Source organism: Streptomyces sp. NPDC050636 (genome assembly GCF_040654775.1).
Lineage (GTDB): Bacteria > Actinomycetota > Actinomycetes > Streptomycetales > Streptomycetaceae > Streptomyces.
In genome coordinates this window covers 21,420-46,851 of sequence record NZ_JBFAIP010000036.1, presented here as the reverse complement: position 1 = coordinate 46,851, position 25,432 = coordinate 21,420, and the positions used below count along the sequence as shown (strand labels likewise).

Annotated in this window: 19 protein-coding genes and 1 pseudogene; 8 read left to right on the top strand and 12 right to left on the bottom strand. The window is 69.7% G+C overall.

Annotated features, from left to right (window positions below; translation table 11 throughout):
- Positions 1-9: 9 nt before the first annotated feature.
- Together AB0I10_RS24130 and AB0I10_RS24125 are read right to left on the bottom strand one after the other, a co-directional pair.
- Complete coding sequence (locus AB0I10_RS24130; protein WP_363154672.1) at positions 10-621, bottom strand: class I SAM-dependent methyltransferase; 612 nt, start codon at positions 619-621, stop codon at positions 10-12.
- The gene (locus AB0I10_RS24125; protein WP_363154671.1) at positions 618-2,102 is read right to left on the bottom strand and encodes a cytosine permease; all 1,485 of its coding nucleotides are present in this window, start codon (positions 2,100-2,102) and stop codon (positions 618-620) included. The genes AB0I10_RS24130 and AB0I10_RS24125 overlap by 4 nt, the downstream gene beginning before the upstream one ends.
- Positions 2,103-2,423: 321 nt before the next feature.
- Between AB0I10_RS24125 and AB0I10_RS24120 the strand changes: the two genes are divergently transcribed.
- Positions 2,424-3,038, top strand: coding sequence for an ATP/GTP-binding protein (locus AB0I10_RS24120; protein ID WP_363154670.1), 615 nt, complete (start codon positions 2,424-2,426; stop codon positions 3,036-3,038).
- Between the two features lie 73 nt (positions 3,039-3,111).
- Here AB0I10_RS24120 and AB0I10_RS24115 read toward each other — a convergent pair whose 3' ends face one another.
- Positions 3,112-3,540: a PPOX class F420-dependent oxidoreductase gene (locus tag AB0I10_RS24115; protein ID WP_363154668.1), complete on the bottom strand. Its 429-nt coding sequence runs from the start codon at positions 3,538-3,540 to the stop codon at positions 3,112-3,114.
- A 166-nt stretch (positions 3,541-3,706) separates the two neighbouring features.
- On the opposite strand from AB0I10_RS24115, the gene AB0I10_RS24110 reads away from it, so the two are divergent.
- Both AB0I10_RS24110 and AB0I10_RS24105 read left to right on the top strand, forming a co-directional pair.
- Complete coding sequence (locus tag AB0I10_RS24110; RefSeq protein WP_363154666.1) at positions 3,707-4,114, top strand: roadblock/LC7 domain-containing protein; 408 nt, start codon at positions 3,707-3,709, stop codon at positions 4,112-4,114.
- 79 nt (positions 4,115-4,193) lie between these two features.
- Entirely contained in the window at positions 4,194-5,084 is an 891-nt protein-coding gene (locus tag AB0I10_RS24105) for a DUF6397 family protein (protein ID WP_363154664.1), read from the top strand.
- Between the two features lie 76 nt (positions 5,085-5,160).
- On the opposite strand, the gene AB0I10_RS24100 is transcribed toward AB0I10_RS24105, so the two are convergent.
- Complete coding sequence (locus tag AB0I10_RS24100) at positions 5,161-6,024, bottom strand: acyl-CoA thioesterase II (protein WP_363154662.1); 864 nt, start codon at positions 6,022-6,024, stop codon at positions 5,161-5,163.
- Positions 6,025-6,076: 52 nt separating this feature from the next.
- Complete coding sequence (locus AB0I10_RS24095; RefSeq protein ID WP_363154660.1) at positions 6,077-8,590, bottom strand: DUF3516 domain-containing protein; 2,514 nt, start codon at positions 8,588-8,590, stop codon at positions 6,077-6,079.
- Positions 8,591-8,735: 145 nt separating this feature from the next.
- On the opposite strand from AB0I10_RS24095, the gene AB0I10_RS24090 reads away from it, so the two are divergent.
- From AB0I10_RS24090 to AB0I10_RS24080, 3 genes and pseudogenes are all read left to right on the top strand, one after another.
- Positions 8,736-9,527 (top strand): metal-dependent hydrolase, encoded by a 792-nt coding sequence (locus tag AB0I10_RS24090; RefSeq protein ID WP_363154658.1) that lies wholly within the window; start codon positions 8,736-8,738, stop codon positions 9,525-9,527.
- 367 nt (positions 9,528-9,894) lie between these two features.
- Positions 9,895-10,647, top strand: a complete 753-nt coding sequence (locus AB0I10_RS24085; RefSeq protein ID WP_363154657.1) for a L,D-transpeptidase family protein — start codon at positions 9,895-9,897, stop codon at positions 10,645-10,647.
- Between the two features lie 209 nt (positions 10,648-10,856).
- A pseudogene (locus tag AB0I10_RS24080) lies at positions 10,857-12,319 on the top strand (cation:dicarboxylase symporter family transporter).
- 68 nt (positions 12,320-12,387) lie between these two features.
- On the opposite strand, the gene AB0I10_RS24075 reads toward AB0I10_RS24080, so the two are convergent.
- Positions 12,388-13,821, bottom strand: a complete 1,434-nt coding sequence (locus AB0I10_RS24075) for a Gfo/Idh/MocA family oxidoreductase (protein ID WP_363154655.1) — start codon at positions 13,819-13,821, stop codon at positions 12,388-12,390.
- A gap of 312 nt (positions 13,822-14,133) precedes the next feature.
- Here AB0I10_RS24075 and AB0I10_RS24070 point away from each other — a divergent pair, with 312 nt between their 5' ends.
- Complete coding sequence (locus AB0I10_RS24070; protein ID WP_363154653.1) at positions 14,134-15,504, top strand: alpha-amylase family protein; 1,371 nt, start codon at positions 14,134-14,136, stop codon at positions 15,502-15,504.
- A 67-nt stretch (positions 15,505-15,571) separates the two neighbouring features.
- Here the strand turns inward: AB0I10_RS24070 and AB0I10_RS24065 are convergent, their stop codons facing one another.
- Both AB0I10_RS24065 and AB0I10_RS24060 read right to left on the bottom strand, forming a co-directional pair.
- Complete coding sequence (locus AB0I10_RS24065) at positions 15,572-18,523, bottom strand: FAD-binding and (Fe-S)-binding domain-containing protein (protein WP_363154652.1); 2,952 nt, start codon at positions 18,521-18,523, stop codon at positions 15,572-15,574.
- Between the two features lie 27 nt (positions 18,524-18,550).
- Positions 18,551-19,009 (bottom strand): MarR family transcriptional regulator, encoded by a 459-nt coding sequence (locus tag AB0I10_RS24060; protein WP_363154650.1) that lies wholly within the window; start codon positions 19,007-19,009, stop codon positions 18,551-18,553.
- Between the two features lie 138 nt (positions 19,010-19,147).
- Between AB0I10_RS24060 and AB0I10_RS24055 the strand changes: the two genes are divergently transcribed.
- Positions 19,148-21,001 carry an ABC transporter ATP-binding protein gene (locus AB0I10_RS24055; RefSeq protein WP_363154649.1) on the top strand — a complete coding sequence of 618 codons (1,854 nt, stop codon included), beginning with the start codon at positions 19,148-19,150 and terminating at the stop codon, positions 20,999-21,001.
- Between the two features lie 88 nt (positions 21,002-21,089).
- Here AB0I10_RS24055 and AB0I10_RS24050 read toward each other — a convergent pair whose 3' ends face one another.
- The 4 genes from AB0I10_RS24050 to AB0I10_RS24035 form a co-directional block, all read right to left on the bottom strand.
- On the bottom strand, positions 21,090-22,274 hold the full coding sequence (locus AB0I10_RS24050; protein ID WP_363154647.1) for an SGNH/GDSL hydrolase family protein: 1,185 nt from the start codon (positions 22,272-22,274) through the stop codon (positions 21,090-21,092).
- 171 nt (positions 22,275-22,445) lie between these two features.
- Complete coding sequence (locus AB0I10_RS24045; RefSeq protein ID WP_363154646.1) at positions 22,446-23,090, bottom strand: lactate utilization protein C; 645 nt, start codon at positions 23,088-23,090, stop codon at positions 22,446-22,448.
- Between the two features lie 73 nt (positions 23,091-23,163).
- On the bottom strand, positions 23,164-24,654 hold the full coding sequence (locus AB0I10_RS24040; RefSeq protein WP_363154644.1) for a lactate utilization protein B: 1,491 nt from the start codon (positions 24,652-24,654) through the stop codon (positions 23,164-23,166).
- Positions 24,651-25,427 (bottom strand): (Fe-S)-binding protein, encoded by a 777-nt coding sequence (locus AB0I10_RS24035; protein WP_363154643.1) that lies wholly within the window; start codon positions 25,425-25,427, stop codon positions 24,651-24,653. The genes AB0I10_RS24040 and AB0I10_RS24035 overlap by 4 nt, the downstream gene beginning before the upstream one ends.
- Positions 25,428-25,432 lie beyond the last annotated feature (5 nt).

The following is a 25,432-nucleotide window of genomic DNA, read 5'->3' as shown; positions in this document are numbered from 1 at the left end:
GGCGGTGCCTCACCCCTGGCGGACCGCCAGCGCCAGATAGCGGGAGTCCTCGTCCACGTACCGGACCAGGTCCCAGCCGCTGCCGGCCAGGAGGGGCCGCAGGTTCGGCTCCGCCCGGAGGTCGTCGGGGGTGATCGGGCGGCCCTTGCGCGCGGCGAGGGCCGCCCGGCCGATGGGGTGGAAGAGGGCCAGCCGGCCGCCAGGGCGTACGACTCGGGCCAGTTCTGCCAGACCTGCCGCCGAGTCGGCCAGGTGGGAGATGAGCCCGGCGGCGAAGACGGCGTCCAGGGCGGCGTCGCGCAGCGGCAGCCGGGCCACATCCGCGAGGAACAGCCCCGCAGAGCGGTCGCGCCCGGCCCGTACGGCCGCCTGCAGCATCTCGGGTGTGAGATCGGCCCCCAGCACCGTCCCGCGCGCTCCCACGGCCTCCCGCAGCGCGGGCAGCGCGCGCCCCGTACCGCAGCCGGCGTCCAGGACCCGGTCGCCTTCGTGGAGGCCCAGTTCGGCGACGCCCCCAGCGAAGGCGGGTGCGTCTTCGGGGAACTTGGCGTCCCAGTTGGCGGCGCGCGCCCCGAAGAACGCGCGGACGTCGTGCGGCTGGTCGGCGTTGCGGTCGGTCATCGTGCTCCTTCGGGGGCGGAACGGTCGGCCAGAGAGGCGGTGGCAGCGTAGAGGGCGCCCGCGACGACGAGGGCGACCACAACACCGAGATTCATGGCGCCCAGCGTGCCGTGTGCGGCGCTGTCGGTGAGCAGAAAGCCCACGGCCTTGGCGATGTTGGGATCGGCGGAGGTGATCAGACCGAGGCCGACGGCGGTGGCGACGCCGAGCGAGAGCACCGCCGGCCACCCCAGTGTGCGCACGGCGGACAGGTCGAAGCCCGTCCGGCGGCGCCGCCACTGCTCCACCAGGAAGACCGCTGTCCAGGCGGCCATCGCCACCCCGATGACGGACAGGAACGCCTGGAAGGTGGCGAAGAAGCTGGGGGAGACGAACAGCACGTACCAGCCGCCGGCGGCCATCAGCACACCGTCCACCAGGACCGCGAGATGCCGGCGGACCGGGACGCCCAGAGCCAGCATCGACATGCCCGAGCTGTAGATGTCCATGATCGCCCCGGAGGCGAAGCCCCCGATGGCGGTGAGCAGATACGGCACCAGGAACCAGGTCGGCAGCTCGGCGGCCAGGGCGCCCACAGGGTCGGCGGCCGCGGCCTGGGCGAGCTCCGGATCACCGGCGTTCAGCAGCACCCCGAAGAGCAGCAGCACCAGAGGGGCCAGCACCCCGCCCAGCGTCGTCCAGCCGGTGATGGCCCGGCCGCTGCTCGTACGGGGCAGATAGCGGCTGTAGTCGGCGCCGCAGTTGACCCAGCCCAGGCCCAGGAGCGTCATCGCGAACACGATGCCGCCGATGAAGGTGCCGAGGCCGCCCGAACCACCGTCCCCGATGACGGACAGTTCGATGCGGTCGGCCATCAGCACCATGTACACCACGGTCATCGCCGTGATCGCCGCGGTCAGATACTTCTGCACCTTCATGATCAGCGCATGCCCGAAGATGCCGACGACCACGACCGACACGGCGGTCACCGCGAAGCACAGCGCCTGCGCGGCCGTGGTGGGCGTCGATCCGTCGGCGCGGGCGAAGGTACCGGGCGAGACGCGTGCCAGGATGGCGGATCCGCCCAGCGAGGAGAGGGCGACCAGCACGGTCTCCCAGCCGACGTTGGAGACGTAACTGAACAACGTGGGCAGCTTGTTGCCCACCCGTCCGAAGGAGGCCCGGCCGATGGCCATCGTGGGCGCGCCCGTGCGCGCCCCGGCGATCGAGATCAGGCCGACCAGGACGAACGACAGCACATAGCCGATGGCCCCCGAAGCGATCGCCTCCCAGGGACCGAGCCCGAGCCCCATGAGGTAGCTGCTGTACACCACGGACAACAGGGACAGCCCCGACGCGGCCCACGGCCAGAACAGGGACCTGGGTGTGCCATGCCGTTCGGACTCCGGCACCGTATTGATGCCGTTGCGTTCGACGGCACCGGCCGAGGTGTTCGCACCGGCGCGTGGACCGTGCCGCTCCCGCGACTGCTGCTGCGTCATGAGCTCATGATCCCCAAGGATGGCGGGGGAGGGGAACATACATGCGATGAATGTGTTCGGTCGCACGGCGATCGTTCCCTGGTGCGTCCTGATGCGTCCTGGTCGCCGTATATCCCAACTTCCGTGCCGGGGAAGCATGGTGGGGCTCCACTATCGGACTGTGCGCGCCTTTGGCGAAATCGAGGTAATCCCGATCAGTCGGCGGTACGGTCCTCGCCATGGATTCCGGACGGCGCTCTGCCGCCGGGGGCTCTCATCGTCGAGCCATGAATCCGAACACCCCCTGACGCAACGGAACCTGCATCCTGGAGGAGACGGCCGATGAACGTCGCACAAGGGGCCTTGGAGAGCGCACCCCCGGGCCCTGACACCGAGTTGGCCCTGAAGGTCTTAGTCGCGGGCGGATTCGGGGTGGGCAAGACAACCCTTGTGGGGTCGGTCAGCGAGATCCGCCCGCTGCGCACCGAGGAAGGGCTCAGCGAGGCGGGCGAATCGGTGGATGCCACCGATGGGGTGGACCGCAAGAGCACCACCACAGTGGCGATGGATTTTGGCCGAATCACCATAAGAGCGGGACTCTCGCTCTACCTCTTCGGCACACCGGGACAGGACCGCTTCTGGTTCCTGTGGGACGACCTGTCGGAGGGCGCTCTGGGAGCCGTGGTGCTGGCGGACACCAGGCGGCTGCAGGACTGCTTCCCGGCGGTGGACTACTTCGAGCGCCACGCGATCCCGTTCCTGGTGGCCGTCAACTGCTTCGCGGACTCGCGGTCTTACGGCGCGGACGAGGTGGCCCGCGCACTCGACCTGGACCGCGGAATCCCAGTGGTGCTCTGCGACGCGCGGGACCGGGACTCGGGCAAGGAAGTGCTGATCCGCCTGGTCGAGCACGCCGGGCGGCGGCACACCGCCCGGCCGCTGGACTCGGTGAGGTGACGGGCCGCCAGGCCGCGCGGACGTCCGGCGGCGGCCATGCCGCGGACGCCGCGCGGCCGGCGTTGTGCGCCTCTCAGCTCGCCAGGCTCGCGATGGCGACGGCCTTGTCGATGCGGACCCGCACCACCAGTTCTCCCGGAACGCCGTTGCGTGCGCCGAATTCCTCCGCGCGGTCCTCGCCCATGTAGCGGGCCGCGATCCGGGTCGCCCAGTGACGTACATCGGCGAGATCCTCGCTGATCTCCGCCGCCCCGTGGACAACGACGAACGAGAAGGGCGGCCGCTCGTCGTCGACGCACAGCGCCACCCGGCCGTCGCGGGCGATGTTGCGGCCCTTGACCGTGTCCTTGCCGGTGTTGAACACCAGCTCATCGCCGTCCATCAGGAACCACACCGGGGCGATGTGCGGGCTGCCGTCGGACCGTACCGTCGACAGCTTGCCGGTGCGGGTGCCCTCGGAAAGGAACCTCTGCCACTCGTCCTTGGTCATTTTTCTCGCCATGACGCCATCCTCCCCATCCGGCGCGATCGGGCAGGGTGTGGCACGCCGGGCCGCCGGGCCGCTTGCCGAGACGGCGGAGGTGGGACAGGCTGGCACGGCAGTCGCGGATGGGCTGCTGACCACCGTCCGGCCAAAGGTGCGGACGGGAATACGGGGAGGAACCGGCATGGCTTTGAGCAGCGGACTCGACTGGCTGCTGGACGACCTGACCAAACGGGTGGAGAAGGTACGACACGGGTTGGTGCTCTCCAACGACGGGCTGGTGACCGGCGCGAGCCAGGGGCTGGAGCGGGAGGATGCCGAGCATCTCGCCGCGGTCGCCTCGGGACTGCACAGCCTCGCGAAGGGCTCCGGGCTCCACTTCAGAGCCGGGCGGGTACGCCAGACCATGATCGAGTTCGATGACGGGGTGTTGTTCGTGACGGCGGCGGGCGATGGCAGCTGCCTGTGCGTGTTGGCGGGCGCCGACGCCGACATGGGGCAGATCGCGTACGAAATGACGCTGTTGGTCAATCGCGTCGGCGAGCATCTGGGCGTCGCGGCCCGGCAGCCGGAAAGTTATCCACAGGCCTGAGGTGGGGGTTGACGCACTGTCACACCCCGCGGCTATGGTCGTCACTGTCAGTGATCGACCGAGTTCCGGGGGAACAGACATGACAGTGACGTGCGACGGGCAGCAGGCGCTCGCGGTGGGGCGAGCAGCCCGTGAACTGGAGCTGAGGACCGGCGAGTTCGAGCTCGCCACCCAGCTAGGAGAAGTACGAACGATCCCGGCCGGGGAGGACGGCCGGCCGGGCGGCGCCGGACCGCTCGGCCGGCGCCGCGTTCCGGCGGAGGAGGTCGCCCGGCTCCAGGCCGAGCCGGGCTTCCCCGACACCCTCCGCGAACGCATCCGCACCGTCGGCACGACCGAGGCCGCCGAGCTGATGGGCATCGGCCCCGGCCGGTTCCTGCGGCTGGCCCGGGCCGGCTGCTTCGGTCCCGTCAGGTTCTATGTGAACCGCTACGGTGCGGTGGCCTGGCTCTATCTCGCGGCCGAGGTCGCCGACTTCGCCGATCGGGAGCCCGAGCTGATGCGGGGCAACACCCCCGCCGCGATGCGGGTGATGCTCGACGACGGCCAGGACTGGCGGGCGCGGCAGTGGCGCGGCCGCCGGGTCGCCCAGCTCATGGGGCAGACGGAGGACCGCTGGGAGAAAGCGGCGGTGATCGCCGCCGTACTGCCGCCAGAGGAGCTGGCCTCGGTCGTCGACGACCCGCTGGAGCGATCCCTGCTGCGCGGGCTCAGGCCCGTCCTCGCCTCAGTGATCACCGCGACGCCCGCCGCCCGGGACGCCTTCGAGCGGGCGCTGACGGCCGAGGAGTTCGACGAGGTGATGTGGTACCGCGTCAATCTCTCCCGGGCACTCGAAGCGGCCCGCCGGGACGATCCCGGGCGCCCGCGGAAAGCCGCCGCGCCATCGCACGCGGCCCGTCGGCGTCAGCCCCCGACATTCCTGAACAGCCCTTCCTGGGAGGGGCTGGCGCTTCCTGCAGTGCCCTGAACAATCCCTCCTGGGACGGTCTTGCACGTCCCTACAGAGGACGAAAGAGCCCCTCCTGGGATGGTCTTGCACGTCCTCAGATGGGACGAAAAAGCCCTTCCTGGACGACCGAGACCAGCAGCCTGCCCTCCAGGTCGTAGATCCGCCCGCGGGCCAGGCCCCGGCCGCCGGTGGCGATCGGCGACTCCTGGTCGTAGAGGAACCACTCGTCCGCGCGGAAGGGGCGGTGGAACCACATCGCATGGTCGAGGGACGCCATGTCGAAACCGCGCGGTCCCCACAGGGGCTCGACCGGGATGCGGACGGCGTCCAGCAGCGTCATATCGCTGGCATAGGTCAGCGCGCAGGTGTGCACCAGCGGATCGTCGCCCAGCGGCCCGACCGCGCGCATCCATACGGCGCTGCGCGGCTCCGCACCCTCGACCTCGTCCGGCGTCCAGCGCAGCCGGTCGACATATCTGATGTCGAACGGTTGCCTGCGCGCCATCCGCTCCAGCGCCTCGGGCAGCCCGCCCAGGTGCTCGCGGACCTCGTCGACGACCTTCGGCAGGTCCTCCGGACCGGGCACCGCCCGGCGCATCGGCAACTGATGATCGAAGCCGGGTTCCGGCTTGTGGAAGGAGGCGGTCAGATTGAAGATCGTGCGTCCCTGCTGGACGGCGACGACCCGGCGCGTGGTGAAGGACCGCCCGTCGCGGACCCGCTCGACCTGGTACACGATCGGCACACCGGGCCGGCCCGGCCGCAGGAAGTACGCATGCAGCGAGTGGACCGGGCGGTCCCCTTCCGTGGTCCGCCCGGCGGCCACCAGAGCCTGGCCCGCGACCTGCCCGCCGAAGACCCGCTGCAAGGACTCCTGCGGACTGCGGCCGCGGAAGATGTTCACCTCGATCTGCTCAAGATCCAGCAGATCGACCAGCTTCTCGGCCGGATTGGTCATGACCGGTGGCCCTCCGTCGCATCCCTCGACGGCCTCGGCCGAGGCCGCCTCCTTACAGCTGACCCACGTCGGTGACGCGCACCACCGCGCGCCCCTCCTCGTCGGAGGCGGCCAGGTCGACCTCCGCGGAGATGCCCCAGTCGTGATCACCGTTCGGGTCGGCGAAAGTCTGCCGCACCTTCCACAGTCCGTGCTCGGCATCCTCCTCGATCTGCAGGAGCTTCGGGCCGCGCGCGTCCGGACCGGTGCCCAGCTCGTCGTATTCGTCCCAGTAGGCGTCCATCGCGTCGCCCCAGGCATCCACGTCCCAGCCGGAGTCGGCATCCATCTCGCCGAGCTCCTCGACCTTGTCCAGCGCCGCCAGCTCCACCCGGCGGAACATCGCATTGCGCACCAGTACCCGGAAGGCCCGGGCGTTGGCGGTGACCGGCCGGACCTGGTCCGCCCGCTCGGCGGCCTCGTCCGCGGTCTCCTCCTCCGGGTTGGCGAGCTGCTCCCATTCGTCCAGCAGGCTGGAGTCCACCTGTCGCACCATCTCGCCCAGCCAGGCGATGATGTCCTGGAAGTCCTCGGACTTCAGATCGTCCGGCACGGTGTGGTCCAGCGCCTTGTACGCGCTCGCCAGGTAACGCAGCACAATGCCCTCGGTGCGCGCCAGCTCGTAGAAGGAGGTGAACTCCGTGAAGGTCATGGCGCGTTCGTACATATCGCGGATGACCGACTTCGGCGACAGCGGATGGTCGCCGACCCACGGGTGACTCCTGCGGTACAGGTTGTAGGCGTGGGAGAGCAGCTCGTCCAGCGGCTTGGGGTACTCGACGTCCATGAGCCGCTCCATGCGGTCCTCGTACTCGACGCCGTCGGCCTTCATCTGGGCGACCGCCTCGCCCCGGGCCTTGTTCTGCTGCGCGGCCAGGATCTGCCGAGGGTCGTCCAGCGTGGACTCCACGACCGAGACCATGTCCAGCGCGTAGGACGGCGACTCGGGGTCGAGCAGGTCGAAAGCGGCCAGTGCGAACGTGGACAGCGGCTGATTGAGCGCGAAGTCCTGCTGGAGATCGACGGTCAGCCGGACGATCCGCCCCTCCGCGTCCGGCTCCTTCAGCTGCTCGACGATCCCGCCGTCCAGCAGCGACCGGTAGATGGCGATGGCCCGCCGGATGTGCCGCAGCTGGTTGCGGCGCGGCTCGTGATTGTCCTCAAGCAGCCGGCGCATCGCCTTGAAGGCATCGCCGGGCCGGGCGATCACGGACAGCAGCATCGCGTGTGTGACCCGGAAGCGGGAGGTCAGGGCCTCGGGATCGGAGGCGATGAGCTTCTCGAAGGTGTTCTCGCCCCAGTTGACGAAGCCCTCCGGAGCCTTCTTGCGCACGACCTTGCGGCGCTTCTTGGGGTCGTCGCCCGCCTTCGCCAGTGCCTTCTCGTTCTCCACGACATGCTCGGGGGCCTGCGCGACGACAAAGCCCGCGGTGTCGAATCCGGCCCGACCGGCGCGGCCCGCGATCTGATGGAACTCCCGCGCCCGCAGCGTCCGCACCCGGGTGCCGTCGTACTTCGTCAGCGCGGTGAACAACACTGTGCGGATGGGGACGTTGACGCCCACGCCGAGCGTGTCCGTACCGCAGATGACCTTCAACAGGCCCGCCTGCGCCAGCTTTTCGACGAGTCGGCGGTACTTCGGCAGCATGCCCGCGTGGTGCACGCCGATGCCATGACGGACGTAACGCGACAGGTTCCTGCCGAACTTGGTGGTGAACCGGAAGTTCCCGATGAGCTGCGCGATCTCGTCCTTCTCGGCCCGCGTACACATATTGATGCTCATCAGCGCCTGGGCCCGCTCCACGGCGGCGGCCTGGGTGAAATGCACGATGTAGACCGGGGACTGGTGGGTCTCCAGCAGCTCGGTCAGGGTCTCCGTCATCGGCGTCGTGCGGTACTCGTACGACAGCGGAACGGGCCGCGTCGCGGACCGCACCACGGCCGTCGGCTTGCCGGTGCGCCGGGCCAGATCCTCCTCGAACCGCGACATGTCGCCGAGCGTCGCCGACATCAGGATGAACTGTGCCTGCGGCAGCTCCAGCAGCGGAATCTGCCAGGCCCAGCCGCGGTCCGGCTCGGCGTAGAAATGGAACTCGTCCATGACGACCTGGCCGATGTCGGCGTGCTTGCCGTCGCGCAGCGCTATCGAAGCGAGCACCTCCGCGGTGCAGCAGATGACCGGCGCATCCGAGTTGACGGACGCGTCACCGGTGAGCATGCCGACGTTCTCGGTGCCGAAGAGCTTGCACAGATCGAAGAACTTCTCCGACACCAGGGCCTTGATCGGCGCGGTGTAGAAGGTGACCTGGTCATTGGCGAGGGCGGTGAAGTGCGCGCCGGCCGCCACCAGACTCTTGCCGGAGCCGGTGGGGGTGGACAGGATGACGTTCGCCCCCGAGACAACCTCGATCAGCGCCTCCTCCTGGGCGGGGTAGAGCGCGATGCCCCGTTGCTCGGCCCAGCCCGAAAAGGCTTCGAACAGGGCATCGGGGTCGGCGTCTTTCGGCAAATGATCGATGAGGGTCACGCCCCCATACTGCCTTCCTTCTGCCCGTATCAGGGAACCGGAGGGTCAGACGGAGATCATCGGACGCTACGCTGTGTCGCCGACCAGGCGTCAGAAGCGCGAGAACCAAGCAACCAACCGAAGAAACCAGGGGTGGGGAACGACCATGATGGGACCGGCGCACTCGCTGTCCGGGGCCGCGGCCTGGCTGGGGGTGGGCGCGGCGGCGGCTGCCGCCGGTCACCCCATGCCCTGGCCGGTGATCGTCTGCGGCGCTCTGATCTGCGCCGGAGCGGCGCTCGCTCCCGACCTCGACCACAAGTCCGCGACCATCTCGCGAGCCTTCGGGCCGCTGTCGCGGATGCTGTGCGAGGTGGTCGACAACATCTCGCACGCGGTTTACAAGGCCACCAAGATGCGTGGCGACACCAACCGCGGGGGAGGGCACCGCACGCTCACCCATACCTGGGTGTGGGCCGTGCTGGTCGGTGGCGGGATGGCTCTGCTGGCGAGCCGGGGCGGCCGCTGGGCGGTCCTCGGCATCCTCTTCGTCCATATGGTGCTCGCCATCGAGGGTCTGCTGTGGCGGGCGGCGCGGGTCTCCAGCGATGTGCTCGTGTGGCTGCTGGGCGCGGCCTCGGCCTGGATCCTGGCCGGCATACTCGATCAGCCGGGCAACGGCGCGGGCTGGCTGTTCACCGAACCGGGACAGGAATACCTCTGGCTGGGGCTGCCGATCGTGCTCGGTGCGCTGGTCCACGACATCGGCGATGCGCTGACCGTCTCGGGCTGCCCCGTACTGTGGCCCATCCCCATAGGCCGCAAGCGCTGGTATCCGCTCGGTCCGCCCAAGGCCATGCGCTTCAAGGCCGGCAGCTGGGTGGAGCTCAAGGTGCTGATGCCGATCTTCATGGTGCTCGGCGGAATCGGCGGCCTGGGCGCTCTCGACTACATCTGACCGGCCCGCCGCGGCGCCGCAGGCCGCGGCGCCACCGGTCGCCCTCCGGGGCGACCCGCCACCGGGTCGCTGATCACCAGGGTCAGGGACGGACTCCGGCGCCAGCTGGGGAGACGCTCCCTCATCGAGGCGCCCTTTCATCGAGGCACCCCCTCGCGGAGGCGCCCTTTCATCGAGGCACCCCCTCGCCGAGACACCCCTCCGCCGTGCCAGAACTCGTCGTGACGGAACTCGCCGCGACGGAACTCGCCGCGACGGAACTCGCCACGACAGAACTCATCCGCGTGCAGCCGACCAATCGTCGGGGACGCATACGCAACGGGCGGGCGCGGAACGGTCGTCGGGCCGGCGGTGCGACCATGGGCCCATGCGGAGAGAGGGCGGTGCGATATGGGCGGTGGTGGCCGCGGCAGGTCTGGTCCTTGTGGCGGGCTGCGGGGACGGAGCGGGTGGCACCGCGGGCGGCAGTGACGATGGCGCGGGGAAGGGGAAGCGTCCCGACGGTCCGGCCCGTGAGGGTTCGGGACGCAGCATGCACCTCAAGAACGTCCCGGAGGTCGGTGCCGCCCTACGGTCGAAGATCCCCGCGGACTCGCGTCAGGTCGTGGCGGTTTACGGCAAGGGCCCGGATTCCGCGGACGCGACCGTCGTCCTGTACGAGAAGGGCGCCAAAGGCTGGGACCGCAAAGAGAGTTGGGCCGGGCACAACGGTCGCCGCGGCTGGACGCTGGACCATCATGAGGGCGATAAACGCAGCCCGGTCGGCGTGTTCGCGCTGACCGACGCCGGGGGCGTCCTCGCGGACCCCGGGGCCAAGCTGCCCTATACGCACTCGGCGGCCTTCACCCCGCCCCCGTACTGGTCCAAGAACACCCGCCACGACTTCGACTACGTCGTCGCCGTGAACTACAACCGCGTCAAGGGGACCTCCCCGCTGGACCCGACGCGTCCCGAGGGGCAGGCCAAGGGCGGCGGGATCTGGCTGCACATGGACCACGGCAGCGGGACCTCCGGCTGCGTCAGCATCTCCAAGTCCGGGATGGCGACGCTGCTGCGCGCCCTCGACCCGGCGCGGCATCCCGTCGTGGTGATGGGAGACAAGGCGCGCCTTTCCGGTTGAGCGGCGGAAACGGTGCTTTGCCGATCGAAGCCGCGCCAAGCGGGAGGGTCGGCCCGCGCTGCCTTGGATCAAGCTCCAAGATTTCCAGGGAAGTTACATGGGGCTCTTTCGTGGAGAACGACAAGCGGCAATAGTGACGGACCGCGGAAGTCTACTTCCGCATGGCAGAAGTCGCTCATGTAGCAGAAGCCGCCCATGTAGGAGTGCCCGTGCCGCACGCCACCGGATCCCTCCCCCGCCGCGCAGGGCGTCTCCTGCGCACCAGCCTGTTCGTGCAGGTCTCGCCCTGCTCCTCGGTGTCCTCGTCGGACGCATATGGCCCGAGGCCGGATCGTCGCTCCAGCCGCTCGGTGACGGCTTTGTGCGTTTGATCAAGGCGATGATCGCCCCGTTGGTCTTCTGCGTCGTCGTCGCCGGTATCACCAAGGCCGGCGACCTCAAGGCCTTCGGTCGGATCGGCATCAAGGCGCTGATCTGGTTCGAGGTGGCGACCACCCTCGCCCTCGTCGTCGGCCTGCTGGCCGGCAATGTCTTCGCGCCGGGCGCGGGGATGCATGTCGACCCGGAGTCCCTGGACAAGGGCGCCGTCGACGCCAAGACGGGCGGCGGGCAGCTGCCCTCCACCTCCCAGTTCGTCCTGGAGGCGCTGCCCGACAGCGCGGTCGGCGCCTTCGCCGAGAACTCGCTGCTCCAGGTCCTGGTGCTGGCCTGCCTGGTGGGTGCGGCGCTGCTGCACCTCGGGCAGAAGAAGGTGCCGCAGATCCTGCCGCTGATCGAGCAGGCCCAGGACGTCGTGTTCACCATCGTCGGCTACATCATGAAGCTCGCCCCGCTCGCGGTCTTCGGTGCCACCGCCCACCTCGTCGGCGAATACGGCCTGGGTGCGATGTCGACGTACGGCAAGCTGATCGCGGTCTGTTACGGCGTCGCGCTGGTCTTCCTCGTCCTGCTCGGGATCGCCCTCAAGATCGTCACCGGGCTGAGCCTGTGGAAGTTCGTCCGCTACACCCGCGAGGAGCTGCTGCTGGCGCTCGGCACGGGCTCCAGCGAGACCGTGATGCCGCGGATGATGCAGAAGCTGCGGGCCGCGGGCTGCCGGGACGATGCGGTGGGGCTGGTCCTGCCGACCGGCTACTCCTTCAATCTCGACGGCGCCTCGATCTATCTCTCCATCGGCACGCTCTTCATCGCGCAGGCCATCGGCGTCGATCTGTCGCTCGGTCAGCAGATCACCGTCGTCCTGGTGCTGATGCTGACCAGCAAGGGCATGGCGGGGGTGCCGGGGTCCGCGTTCCTCGCGCTGTCCGCGACCGCCTCCGCGCTGGGCGTCATCCCGGCCACCGCCGTCGCCCTGTTGCTGGGCGTCGACCGGATCATGGATTCCATGCGGGTGACGACCAACCTGCTCGGCAACTGTGTCGCGGTCTTCGCGGTGTCCCGTTGGGAAGGCGCGCTGGACCGGGTGACGGCGAGGAAGGTCATGAACGGTGAGGCAACAGTCGCCGCGCCGACCGATCCGCAGGCCACCGTGCCGACCGATCCGCCGACCACCGCGCCGGCCAATCCGCCGGCCACCGCACCGGCCACCGCACCGGCCACCGCGCCTTCCGGTCAGCCGGAGGGGCCGGCAGCCGAGCCGGATGCAGCGCCTGTCACGACGTCCGAAAAGTGACCCCCGGGGCCCGGCCCACCCACCCGCAACCATCCGCCGGGCCCCGGAACCACCGTCCGAACCCGCTCCTACTCCTCCGGCTTCTCCGAATCCATCCCCGGCCGTGCCTTCTTCCACAGCCCCCGGGTGAAGTCGGGGATCTCCTGCGGTGCGCCGTTCGCCTTGATCGAGAGATCGCTGAGCGGCACCGGCGCGGTCCAGGTCGCCGCGTCATAGACGTCGAAGTCCGGTACGAGGCCGAGCCGGATGCACTGCGTCAGCCGGAAGACCAGCATGTAGTCCATGCCGCCGTGGCCGCCGGGCGGGTTCGCGTGGTCCTTCCAGAGCCAGTGGTCCCAGTCCGCGTACTGCGCGAAGTCGCCCCACTCGTCGTTGCTGTGGTCCGGCTCGATATAGATCCGCTCCGGATAGTCCTCGAAGACGCCCTTGGTGCCGCCGAGGCTGTTGATGCGGCTGTAGGGGTGCGGGGTGGAGACATCGTGCTCCAGGCGGATCACCCGGCCCTTGGCGGTCTGTACGAGGCTGATCGTCCGGTCGCTCTCGATGTAGGACTCCTTCCAGCTGGGGTCGTTGGGCGGCATGTGCTCCTTGCGGTACGCGGCGAGCCCCAGTGCGGGTGTGCCGAAGCTGGAGATCCGTACGGCGCGGTCGCCGCGGTTGACGTCCATGTAGTTGGCGACCGGGCCGAACCCGTGGTTGGGGTACAGGTCGCCGCTCAGCCGGGTGTGCCACAGCCGTCGCCAGGGGCCCTCGTAGTAGCTCGGGTCGAACATCAGCCCGCGCAGGTCGTGGTTGTACGCGCCGGCGCCGTGCAGCAGATCGCCGAACAGGCCGGCGTGGGCCATCCGCAGAACCCGCATCTCGTTTCGGCCGTAACAGCAGTTCTCCAGCTGGAGACAGTGTCTGCGGGTGCGTTCGGAGAGGTCGACCAGCTTCCACAGCTCATCAAGGCGCAGCGCGAGCGGACATTCCACGCCGACGTGCTTGCCGTTCAGCATCGCTGTCTTGGCCATCTCGAAGTGCCAGTCCCAGGGCGTGGCCACGTAGACGAAGTCGATGTCGCCGCGCTTGCACAGCTTCTCGAAGTCGTTGTCGCCGTTGGTGTAGACGGCGGGTGCGGGCTGCCCGGCGTCGGTGACCTTCTTGGCGGCCTGGGCGGTCTTCTCCTTCACCGGGTCGCACAGCGCGACGACACGCACCCCCGGCACCGCGAGAAAGAGGTCGATCATGCTGCCGCCGCGGTTGCCCAGGCCGATGATGCCGACGCGCACGGTGCTGCGCCGCTCGAACGGCACCCCGATCATGGTCTTGCCCTTGGCTTCGGGAGCCGCGGCGGCGCCGGCGGCCGCGGGTGTGGCCGCCGCGGCATGGCCGGCCCCGAGTCCGCCGAGCCCCAGCCCGGCGCCCGCAGCACCTGCGGTCCACAGCACCGAACGACGGCTGGGGCCCGCCTCGTCGCGGTCGCGGTCATGGCCGTGGCCCTGCGGATGTGCCTCGTTCATCGGTCCTCCAGAAGAGCGGATGGCGTACGGGCATACGTGAACCTCGGTCAGGACCCTGGCGGTTGAGTGGCATGAGACACAAGAGGGCCAATTGGACTCTTGGTGCGGCGTACTTGGACTCTTCGTCGCGGTGCCGGACCCGCCGCACGCTCGCTCTTTCGCAAGCCGCTGAAACATCTTGCGTTAAAACCTTGACGTGTTCACGTGTGAACGGCAGGCTCCGACGCGGAATCCCCCCACGGCGGCCCGGCGCGTGGCTGCTCTCAAGGGCGCGGCATGTCGTGCCGTGTCCGATGCTGAAGGAGCCGCAAGATGCAGCAACGTTCCCGTGTGCTGGGCGGGGCGCTGGCCGGAGTGCTGGCCGCGGCCGGCCTCGCCACCCTCGCGCCCTGGTCCTCACAAGCCACCCCACCAGGCGAAAAGACCGTCACCGCCACGCTGTTCGAGTGGAAGTACGCCGATGTCGCCAAGGCCTGTACCGATCAGCTGGGCCCCGCCGGCTACGGCTATGTCGAGGTCTCACCCGCCTCCGAGCACATCCAGGGCGGCCAGTGGTGGACCTCGTACCAGCCCGTCAGCTACAAGATCGCCGGGCGGCTGGGCGACCGTGACGCGTTCGCCTCGATGGTGAAAGCCTGTCACGGAGCGGGCGTCAAGGTCGTCGCCGACGCCGTCATCAACCACATGGCGGCCGCATCCGGCACGGGCACCGGCGGCACGCAGTACTCCAAGTACAACTACCCCGGCTACTACCAGGACCAGGACTTCCACGGCTGCCGCAAGAACATCTCCAACTACGGCGACCGGGACGACGTCCAGAACTGCGAACTGGTGGGCCTGGCCGATCTCGACACCGGCAGCGACGCGGTCCGCACCACCATCGCCAAGTACCTCGACGATCTGCGGTCATTGGGCGTGGACGGCTTCCGCATCGACGCCGCCAAGCACATGTCCGCCACCGATCTCGCCGCCATCAAGGGCAAGATGAGCGACCCCGGCTACTGGGTGCAGGAGGTCATCCACGGATCGGGCGAGGCGGTCCAGCCCGACGAGTACACCGGCATCGGCGACGTCGACGAATTCCGCTACGGCGGGCACCTCAAGAGCGCCTTCCAGGGCGGCAACCTCGCTCAGCTCAAGTCCATCGCGGACGGCAAGCTCAGCGGCGACAAGGCCCGTACCTTCGTCGACAACTGGGACACCGAGCGCAACGGGTCGACGCTCACCTATAAGGACGGCGCGGCCTACACCCTCGCCAATGTCTTCATGCTGGCCTCCCCCTACGGCTCGCCGAACGTCTACTCCGGCTACGAGTGGTCCGACAAGGACGCGGGTCCGCCCAGCGGCACCGACGGCTGGACCCGGCAGCACGCCAAGCGGGAGATCACCGGGATGGTGGGCTTCCGCAATGCGGTGGGGTCGGCCGAGTTGACCGACTGGTGGGACAACGGTGGCAGCGCCATCGCGTTCGGCCGGGGCGGTAAGGGGTTCGCCGCCATCAACAACGGCGACGGCGAGCTGACGCAGATGTTTGCGACGTCGCTGCCAGGTGGGACGTACTGCAACGTCGTTGCGGCCGCGCCGTCCTCGTGTGACGGCCATACGGTCACCGTGGGGGACGACGGCAAGGCGAAGCTGACCGTTCCGGCGAAGAGCGCCGTCGCACTGCACATCGCGCGCTGACCGGTCGCACTGCACATCGCGCGTTGACCGGTCGCGTTGCCCATCGCGCGCCGACGCGCGCTCGTCCTCAATCGCCGGACGAGGCGGCATGCGCCGGCCGGGTCGCCCGCTCCAGCGCCAGGAGGGCCGAGTAATAGCCTCGGCCCTCCGTCGCATGATCCAACCCGACCTCGCACATCCGGTTCGCCGACAGATGCGCGTCGAAGTGCCGGGAGGTGACCTCGGACGCCTCCTTCGCGGTGGCCGACTCCGTCAGCTCCTTGTGGAGCATCCCGCGGTCGCCGGCGAACGCGCAGCAGCCCGCGTCGTCCGGGACCACGACCTCCCGCGCACACGCCTCGGCGACCTCACGAAGCTGCTCCTCGTCCCCCAGGTGCCGCATGGAACAGGTGGGATGGAGCACCGCGGAGCCGATGGTGTGCAGGATCTCCAGGTGCGGCAGCAGTTCCCGCGCGGCCCACACGATGGAGTCGACGACGGTCAGCTCGGCGTGCAGCGCGCGGTTGTCGGGCGTCAGATACGGCACGACCTCGTGGGCGATGCCGAGGGTGCAGGAGGAGGCGTCCACGACCAGCGGCAGCCGGCCGCCGGCCGTCCAGCCCCAGGCCGCCTCGACGATGCGGTTCGCCATCACCGTGGTGCCGCTGTCGTAGCCCTTGGAGTGCCAGATCGTGGCGCAGCACGTCCCGGTCACGTCCGACGGAATCCACACCGGCCGCCCGGCCCGCTGCGACACCGCCACGACGGCCTCGGGCAGGGACGGTCCGTGATACCCCGCCGGTTCGCCGAAGATCCGGTTCACACACGCGGGGTAGTAGACGGCGACCGCGCCCACTTTCCGCGTGGGCGGCAGCGTACGGGCCGCCGCGCCGGGAATCTGCGGCAGCCACTCCGGCATCAGATCGGGGCGTACGGCCTTGCGGGCGGCTCCGGTCAGCGACTCCAGCAGCCGGTCGCCGATTCGGTCCGCGGCCGCCACCGCCAGTCGCGCAGACCTCTCGACGGCCTTGAACCGCCGGGCCGTCTGTGCCGCCGTCCACTCCTCGCGCGGTGAGTGCCGCCGGTGCCGGAAGTCCTTCATCATCGCGCCGGTGTCGATGCCCACCGGGCAGGCCAGTTTGCAGGTCGAGTCGCCGGCGCAGGTGTCCACCGCGTCATAGCCGTACGAAGCCAACAGCTCGTTGTTCACCGGAGATTCGGGTGACTGGCGCATCATTTCGCGACGCAGCACGATCCGTTGGCGGGGTGTGGTGGTCAAGTCCTCGCTGGGGCAGGTCGGTTCGCAGAAGCCGCATTCGATGCACGGATCGGCGAGGGCCTCGACCTCCGGGATGGTCTTCAGGCCGCGCAGATGTCCCTTCGGGTCGCGGTCGAGCAGCACACGCGGGGCCAGGATGCCGTGCGGGTCGATGAGTTCTTTGACACGCCACATCAACTCCGTTGCCCGCGGCCCCCATTCGAGTTCCAGGAACGGTGCGATGTTCCGGCCGGTCGCGTGCTCCGCCTTCAGCGAGCCGTCGAAGCGCTCGACGGTCGATCGGCAGAATTCATCCATGAACGAGGCGTAGCGTTCCACGTCCGCCGGCTTCGCCGCGTCGAAGGCGAGCAGAAAGTGCAGATTGCCGTGCGCGGCGTGCCCGGCGACCGCGGCGTCGAAGCCGTGCCGGGTCTGCAGCTTCAGCAGCGCGGCACAGGCGTCCGCGAGCCGGGACGGTGGCACCGCGAAGTCCTCGGTGATCAGCGTGGTGCCGGACGGTCGGGAGCCGCCGACGGCGGTCACAAACGCCTTGCGGGCCTTCCAGTAGCCGCCGATGGTCCCCGGGTCCCGGGTGAAGGCGTTGGTGATCGACGGGACCGGCGCGACCAGTTCCAGGTCGGCCAGCACCCGCGCCGACGCCTCCTCGTACGCCTGCTGCATGGCCTCGTCCGGCGCCCGGAACTCCACCAGCAGGGCGGTGGTCTCTTTCGGCAGCTCCGCCCAGTCGGCCGGTACCCCCGCCACCCGCACCGACGCGCGCAGCGTGTTGCCGTCCATCAGCTCCACGGCCCGCGCGCCCGCTTCGTTGAACCGCGGCACTGCGGCGGCCGCGGCCCGCAGGGTGGGGAAGAAGAGCAGTGCGCTGGAGGTGTGCCGGTCCAGCGGCAGGGTGTCGAAGACGGTCTCGGCGATGAAGCCGAGGGTGCCTTCGGAGCCGACCATCAGCCCGCGCAGGATCTGTACGGGCGTCGCGCCGTCGAGGAAGGCGTCCAGGCGGTAGCCGTTGGTGTTCTTGATCTCGTACTTGGCGCGGATCCTGGCCACCAGCTGCGGGTCCGCCTCGATCTCGGCCTTCAGCGCGAGCAGGCCGGCGCACAGCGCGGGCTCGGCATGCGCCAGCTCCGTGTCCGCGTCGGGGTCGGCGGTGTCCACGATCGTGCCGGAGGGCAGCACGAGGGTGAGCGATGCCAGCGTCCGGTAGGCGTTGCGGGTGATGCCGGCCGTCATCCCGGAGGAGTTGTTGGCGACCACCCCGCCCAGGGTGCAGGCGATGGCACTGGCCGGATCGGGGCCCAGCAGCCGGCCGTGGCGGGCGAGGGTGGCATTGGCCCGCAGTACCGTCGTGCCGGGCTGGATACGGGCGCGGGCGCCGTCGTCGAGCACCTCGATACCGGCCCAGTGCCGTCGTACGTCCACGAGGATGTCCTCGCCCTGCGCCTGGCCGTTCAGCGAGGTCCCGGCAGCCCGGAAGACGATGTTCCGGCCTTTGCCGTGGGCGTACGAGAAGATCGTGGAGATGTCGTCGATGTCCTCGGCCAGCACCACGACCTGGGGAACGAAGCGGTACGGGCTGGCGTCGGAGGCATAGCGGACCAGGTCGGAGATCTTGTGGAGCACCTTGTCCGCGCCGAGCAGGGCGATGAGATCGCCGCGCAGCGGCTCGGGGGTGCCCGCCGCCCGCCGGTCGGTCACCCGGTCGGGCGCCGGGCCGGTGGTGGCGGCGGGCCGCAGGGCGTCGGGCTTCGGCTCCAGCAGGGGCATGACGCACTCCTTCCGGACGGCGCAGGCTCAGTGGTGCGTTCCCGGCCCGTCGACCAGGGTGGACAGCAGACCGCCGAGCACCTCGCGCTGATCGGCGGTCAGTGGAGCCAGGATGTCCTCTGCGGCGGCCCGACGCGCGCTGCGCAGCGCATGGAGTGTGGACCGGCCGGTGTCGGTGAGCTCGATCCGCACCACCCGTCGGTTGGCCGGATCGGGCACCCGGCGTACCGCGCCGTTCGCCTCCAGCGCGTCCACCAGCGTCGTCACCGCACGTGGCACCACCTCCAGCCGCTCGGCGAGATCCGCCATCCGCGGCGGGGTGTCGCGGTAGTGGCCGACGATCCGCAGCAGTCGCGACTGTGCGGGTGTGCAGGCGATGTCCAGGTGCTCCAGATGGTGCTTCTGCGCGCGGTGCATCCGCCGGGTCAGCCGTACCAGCTGCTCGGCGAGGTTGGAGGTGCTGACCGTCGGCTCGGGGGAGGACATGGAGCGAGGATAACAGGACAAGGTTCATTGTGAGCATAGGTAACAATGAGCTAAGCTCCATGGATCCCGAACCGGCTTCCGCCCGGTTCCCCGTGCCGGGCCTGCACGCTCTCACCTCCGCACACCTCGAAGGAGCCCATGCGCAGCGACGAACCTCAATGGACACCACCGCCCAAGGACCCCGAACAGCCTGTCCAGCTGCGGCGGATCCTCCGACTCTTCCACCCCTACCGCGGCCGGCTGGCCCTCGTCGGCCTGCTGGTCGGGGCGTCCTCACTGGTCTCCGTCGCCTCGCCGTTCCTGCTGCGCGAGATCCTCGACGTGGCGATCCCCGAACGGCGCACCGGACTGCTCACCCTGCTCGCCCTCGGCATGATCGTCACCGCCGTGACCACCAGCGTCTTCGGTGTGCTGCAGACCCTGCTCTCCACCACCGTCGGCCAGCGCGTCATGCACGATCTGCGCACCGCCGTCTACGCCAAGCTCCAGCGGATGCCGCTGGCGTTCTTCACCCGCACCCGCACCGGCGAGGTCCAGTCCCGGATCGCCAACGACATCGGCGGTATGCAGGCGACGGTCACCTCCACCGCGACCTCCCTGGTCTCCAACCTGACCTCGGTCGTCGCCACCATCGTCGCGATGATCGCCCTCGACTGGCGGCTGACCGTCGTCTCGCTGGTGCTGCTCCCGCTCTTCGTCTGGATCAGCCGCCGAGTCGGCAACGAACGCAAGAGGATCACCACCCAGCGGCAGAAGCAGATGGCGTCGATGTCCGCGATGGTCACCGAGTCGTTGTCGGTGAGCGGCATTCTGCTCGGCCGCACGATGGGCCGCGCCGACTCCCTGACCACGAATTTCGCCACCGAGTCCGAGCGCCTGGTCGACCTGGAGATCCGCTCCAACATGGCCGGCCGCTGGCGGATGGCCACCATCGGCATCGTCATGGCCGCCATGCCCGCGCTGATCTACTGGGCGGCCGGTCTGGTCCTCCAGCTCGGCGGCCCCACCTTCTCGATAGGCACCCTGGTCGCCTTCGTGACGCTCCAGCAGGGCCTGCTGCGGCCGACGGTCTCGCTGCTGTCCACCGGCGTGCAGATACAGACCTCCCTCGCGCTCTTCCAGCGCATCTTCGAGTACCTCGATCTGCCGGTCGCGATCACCGAGCCCGCCGAGCCGGTACGCCTCGACGCCCCGCGCGGCGAGATCCGCTTCGAGGGTGTGACCTTCGCCTACGACCCCGAGGCGCCGCACACCCTCCGGGACATCGACCTGACCATCCCGGCCGGCGGCAGCCTCGCCGTCGTCGGCCCGACCGGCAGCGGCAAGAGCACCCTGAGCTATCTCGTGCCCCGGCTGTACGACGTGACCGAGGGCCGGGTCACCCTCGACGGCGAGGACGTCCGCGACCTCGGCTTCGACACCCTCGCGCGCTCGGTCGGCGTGGTCTCCCAGGAGACCTACCTCTTCCACGCCTCGGTCGCCGACAACCTTCGTTTCGCCAAGCCGGACGCGACCGACGACGAGATCGAACGGGCCGCCAAGGCCGCCCAGATCCACGACCACATCGCCGCCCTGCCCGACGGCTATGACACCCTCGTCGGCGAGCGCGGCTACCGCTTCTCCGGAGGCGAGAAACAGCGGCTGGCCATCGCCCGCACCATCCTGCGCGACCCGCCCGTACTCGTCCTGGACGAGGCCACCAGTGCCCTCGACACCCGCACCGAACACGCCGTGCAGCAGGCCATCGACGCGCTTTCGGAGGGCCGTACCACCCTCACCATCGCGCACCGCCTCTCCACCGTCCGCGACGCCGACCAGATCGTCGTCCTGGACGCGGGCCGGATCGCCGAGCGCGGGACGCATGAGGAGCTGCTCGCTGCGGATGGGCGGTATGCGGCATTGGTGCGGCGAGATGCGCGACGAGTACCGGGTGACGGGGAGATGGGTGACACACACCTCACCCCGGCCGACGATCAGGTGATGACCCGGTAAGTAACCGACGGGTAAGGTCGCTTTCGCGGCGGCCTGTTCGGTGGTCGGGAGGCCGCCGCACCCCATCCCGTACGGGCCAGCTCGGCTTTCAGAGCGCGGCGAGGTCGACGGCGGCGGCCATCACGCGGTAGCCCGCGTCGCTCGGGTGCTTGCGGTCGCCGCTGTCGTAGGCGGGCGCGAGTGCGTCCGTATCGGCCGGGTCGGCGAGCGCCGCGGCGAAGTCGGCGACCGCGTCGAACTCTCCCGAGGTGCGTATCCAGGCGTTGACCTCCCGGCGCTTCGCCTCGGCGGTCGGCGTGTGGTACTCCGACCCCTTGAACGGCATGATCGTCGCCCCGGTGATCCGCACACCGGCCGAATGCGCCATGCCGATCAACTCGCGGTATCCGGCGATCAGTTCAGCGGCCGAGTTATCCGGATTGGGCTTGTACGTCGGAAGATCGATCTCGCTGAAGCCGATGTCGTTGAGCCCCACCAGTACGACCACGGAGCGGACACCCGGCTGGTCCAGTACATCCCGCCGGAATCGGTCACCGGCCCGGTCGCCGAACCACGCCGAATCGTTGAGCAGCAGATTCCCGCCGATACCGAGGTTGAGCACGGGGCGTGGGGTGCCCTGGGCGGCCAGCCGCTCGGCCAGGGCGTCCGGGTAGCGGTGGTTGCCGTCGACGGTCGAGGAGAACCCGTCGGTGATCGAGTCGCCGAAGAGCACCACCGTGTCCCCGCGCGCCTCGCCGCCGTCCGCCAGCTCGACCGCGGCGAGGTAGTACCAGGACAGCGTCGTTTCGCTGAACACGGCCGGATCCGCGGCCGTGAGCTGGTCGCCCGTGGCGCGGTAGGCGGTGGCGAACGCCTGGGCGTGGAAGGTGGCCGGCCCGGTCGGCCGGGTGAAGTACAGCGACACGGTGAGCGACTCGAACGCCGTCACGCTCACCTCGGCGGCATCGCTGTAGACCTCGCCGCCCGCCGGGATCCGTACCGACGTGGCACCGTCGAAGGTGAGCCGGCGGCCCGTGCCGTCGTGCACGGCCGCGCCGGTGTCCGTACGGGCGATCGCGGCACCCGCAACCTCCAGCGGGGTGGTCCCGTAGCGGTTGGAGAGCTTGATCCGGGCGGAGGTACCGGAGCCGGTGACCCGCACGATCTGACGTACGGTCTGGTCCTCGAAGCCCTCCTCGGCCCAGTTCTTGTGGAAGCCCACGCTGGGCCGCTGGACGGCGGTGGCCCAACCAGCGTTCCAAGTCGGGGAGTTGCTGTTCACCTGGTCGTTCATGATGCTGCCGCCTCTCTGTCATCAGCTCCGTGCTGATGAAGGAGAGTCTGCCGACGGTCGGGAGGGCTACCCAGACCCCTGGGCTTCGTACGCATCGGATGCCTACCCATGCGAGGGTCAGCCTCGTCGGCTACGCCGTGTGCGCTCAGCTCCGAGGCAGGCCGGTTGGTCTCACTGGCCGACCAGAATCACCTCCAGCGTGCGCGGCCCGTGCACTCCCTCGACCCTGTCGAGTTCGATGTCGCTGGTGGCGGACGGGCCGGAGATCCAGGTCAGCGGGCGGTCCGGGGCCAGCCGCGGGAGCGCCTGCGGCACCGAGCCGACGACCTGTTCCGGGACGCGTACGACACAGATGTGGTGGTCGGGGACGAGAGTGATCCTGCGCCGCCCCTGGTCGGGACTCGCGTCCAGCACCAGGGTTCCGGTCTCCGCGATGGCCACCGCGCAGCCCGTCACCACGCTGTCCACGGCATCGAGTTCATGTGCCGTGGCCTCCGTGCTGTCGTCGATGTGGGTGGCGTCGGCCGCCGACATCCACCGCGGGTCCAGGCCCGGCGGCACCACCACCGTCTGTGCGCCGCGCTCCGCCAGCAGCCGCCGGATCAGCCGCGGCAGCCCGTCGGCGTCGCTGCGGTGCACGATCGCCCGGTAGTCCGCGAGGTTCTCGGCGAGCAGGTCGACGGTCTGCGCCGTCGTACGGGAGCCGTGCTCCGCGTGGTAGTCGCGTGCGACCGGCGGGTCTTCGGGCCCCTCGCCGCGCGGAACATCCGCCAACGCCCGGCGCACCCGCGCCAACACCACGTCCCGGCCGCTCATGCCGAAGCCTCGCTGCACTCGGCCTCGCATTCGCGAGGCGCGCACCTCCCAATGGTTCGCTCGCTGCGCTCGCTCACTCGGTGTTCCCTTCTCCCCGGACCTGTTCGCCTCTGGTGCGCTGCCACCAGTCGCGGAACGGCTCGGCGGGCACCGTCGGCAGATCGCGGGTGTCCGACCACGCCCGTCCCGGCCCCGGCAGCCGCCGCGGATGCAGCCGACGGGTACGGGCCGCCAGCCGCATACCGCCGCGCAGCGCGCCCGGATGGTCGAACGCCCAGCCCGCCGCGCGCATCGCGGCTCGCTCCGCGGCGTGCCCCTTGGCCGGTTTGAGTACGGTGCGTACGCCGCCCCGGGTCACCGGGCCGCCCTCCACCACCCGCTCCCGCAGGTGTACCAGCACCTCGGGGATGTCGATCGCGACCGGGCACACCTCGTAGCAGGCCCCGCAGAGGGATGACGCGTAGGGCAGCGAGGCTTCCAACGGCCGCGTGATGCCGCGGAGTTGGGGGGTGAGGATGGCGCCGATCGGGCCGGGGTAGGGCGATCCGTAGGCATGCCCGCCGGCCCGCTCATAGACCGGGCACACGTTCAGACATGCCGAGCAGCGGATACAGCGCAGCGCCTGCCGCCCGACGGTGTCGGCGAGGGTGTCGGTCCGGCCGTTGTCGAGCAGCACGAGATGGAAGGTCCGTGGACCGTCGCCGTCCGTCGTCCCCGTCCAGGTCGAGGTGTACGGGTTCATACGCTCGGCAGTGGAGGAACGCGGCAGGAGCTGGAGGAAGACCTCCAGGTCCTGCCAGGTCGGTACGACCTTCTCGATGCCGACGACGGAGATCAGCGTCTCGGGCAGGGTCAGGCACATCCGGCCGTTGCCCTCGGACTCGACGACGACCAGCGTGCCGGACTCGGCGACCATGAAGTTGGCGCCCGAGATCCCGACCTTGGCGGACAGGAACTTCTCCCGCAGATGCAGCCGGGCGGCCTCGGCCAGCTCGGCGGGCGAGTCGGACAGCCCCTCGGGCGCCGGACGGCCCCAACTCCCCATCTCCCGGCGGAAGATGTCACGGATCTCGGAGCGGTTGCGATGGATCGCCGGGACCAGGATGTGCGACGGCAGGTCGTTGCCGAGCTGCACGATCAGCTCGGCCAGATCCGTCTCGTACGCGCGGATACCGGCCTCGGCCAGCGCCTCGTTCAGCCCGATCTCCTGCGTCGCCATCGACTTGACCTTGACGACCTCCGTCTCGCCGGTCTCCCGCACCAGCCGGGTGACGATCCGGTTGGCCTCGTCGGCGTCCGCCGCCCAGTGGACCTGCCCGCCCGCGTCGGTGACCGCGGACTCCAACCGCTCCAGGTAGTGATCGAGATGGCGCAGCGTACGGTCCTTGATGGCGGCGCCCGCGGCCCGCAGCCGTCCCCAGTCGTCCAACTCGGCGACGGCCTGGGCCCGTTTGTCGCGGATGGTGTGGGTGGCGTGGGTGAGGTTGGCGCGCAGCCGGGTGTCGCGGGTGGAGACGGCCGCGGCCTTGGGGAACGCGGGCATGCCCAGGTAGGTGCCGCTCATCGCACGCTCCCTTCTGTACCGGCTTCTGTACCGGCTTCCGTACTGGCCAGGATCTCGGCGATATGGACCGGGCGGACCGGCGCGCCCTGCCGTGCGAGGGTGCCCCCGATGTGCAGCAGACAGGAGTTGTCGACGGTGCAGACCGCCTCGGCGCCGGTCCCGATCACATGGCGTACCTTGTCGGCGCCCATCGCGGCCGAGACCGCCGGGTTCTTCACCGCGAAGGTGCCGCCGAAACCGCAGCACTCCTCGGCGCCGGGCAGCTCGCGCAGCTCCAGGCCCTTGACGTTTTCGAGGAGCCGCCGCGGGCGGTCGCCCAGGCCCAGCATCCGCAGACCATGACAGGTCGGGTGATAGGCGACCGGATGCGGGTAGTACGCCCCGACATCGGTCACCTTCAGCACATCCACCAGAAACTCGGTCAGCTCGTACGTCTTGGGCACCGCGGCCGCCGCGATGTCCGCGAGTTCCCGGCCGCGCCCCTCGGCCGCTGCCTTCGCTCCGATCCGCGGGTAGTTGTCGCGCACCATGGCCGCGCATGATCCGGACGGGGTCACCACGTACTCGTAGTCCCGGAACGCCCGGTCGAAGCGGCGGACCAGCGGCTCGGTCGCATGCCGGTAGCCGGTGTTGAACTGCGGCTGGCCGCAGCAGGTCTGCTCGGCGGGGAAGTCGACAGCCACCCCCAGCCGTTCCAGGAGCGTGACCACCGCCTGTCCCGTCCGCGGCTGGAGCGCGTCATTGATGCAGGTGACGAACAGTGCTACACGCACGTTGC

Bases quoted from the DNA above. Each gene is read 5' to 3' on its own strand.
- AB0I10_RS24060 (WP_363154650.1), bottom strand. From the start codon at position 19,009: ATGTCCTCCCCCGAGCCGACGGTCAGCACCTCCAACCTCGCCGAGCAG.
- AB0I10_RS24055 (WP_363154649.1), top strand. From the start codon at position 19,148: ATGCGCAGCGACGAACCTCAATGGACACCACCGCCCAAGGACCCCGAA.
- AB0I10_RS24115 (WP_363154668.1), bottom strand. From the start codon at position 3,540: ATGGCGAGAAAAATGACCAAGGACGAGTGGCAGAGGTTCCTTTCCGAG.
- AB0I10_RS24045 (WP_363154646.1), bottom strand. From the start codon at position 23,090: ATGAGCGGCCGGGACGTGGTGTTGGCGCGGGTGCGCCGGGCGTTGGCG.
- AB0I10_RS24125 (WP_363154671.1), bottom strand. From the start codon at position 2,102: ATGACGCAGCAGCAGTCGCGGGAGCGGCACGGTCCACGCGCCGGTGCG.
- AB0I10_RS24090 (WP_363154658.1), top strand. From the start codon at position 8,736: ATGATGGGACCGGCGCACTCGCTGTCCGGGGCCGCGGCCTGGCTGGGG.
- AB0I10_RS24105 (WP_363154664.1), top strand. From the start codon at position 4,194: ATGACAGTGACGTGCGACGGGCAGCAGGCGCTCGCGGTGGGGCGAGCA.
- AB0I10_RS24110 (WP_363154666.1), top strand. From the start codon at position 3,707: ATGGCTTTGAGCAGCGGACTCGACTGGCTGCTGGACGACCTGACCAAA.
- AB0I10_RS24070 (WP_363154653.1), top strand. From the start codon at position 14,134: ATGCAGCAACGTTCCCGTGTGCTGGGCGGGGCGCTGGCCGGAGTGCTG.
- AB0I10_RS24130 (WP_363154672.1), bottom strand. From the start codon at position 621: ATGACCGACCGCAACGCCGACCAGCCGCACGACGTCCGCGCGTTCTTC.
- AB0I10_RS24100 (WP_363154662.1), bottom strand. From the start codon at position 6,024: ATGACCAATCCGGCCGAGAAGCTGGTCGATCTGCTGGATCTTGAGCAG.
- AB0I10_RS24040 (WP_363154644.1), bottom strand. From the start codon at position 24,654: ATGAGCGGCACCTACCTGGGCATGCCCGCGTTCCCCAAGGCCGCGGCC.
- AB0I10_RS24050 (WP_363154647.1), bottom strand. From the start codon at position 22,274: ATGAACGACCAGGTGAACAGCAACTCCCCGACTTGGAACGCTGGTTGG.
- AB0I10_RS24065 (WP_363154652.1), bottom strand. From the start codon at position 18,523: ATGCCCCTGCTGGAGCCGAAGCCCGACGCCCTGCGGCCCGCCGCCACC.
- AB0I10_RS24075 (WP_363154655.1), bottom strand. From the start codon at position 13,821: ATGAACGAGGCACATCCGCAGGGCCACGGCCATGACCGCGACCGCGAC.
- AB0I10_RS24085 (WP_363154657.1), top strand. From the start codon at position 9,895: ATGCGGAGAGAGGGCGGTGCGATATGGGCGGTGGTGGCCGCGGCAGGT.
- AB0I10_RS24120 (WP_363154670.1), top strand. From the start codon at position 2,424: ATGAACGTCGCACAAGGGGCCTTGGAGAGCGCACCCCCGGGCCCTGAC.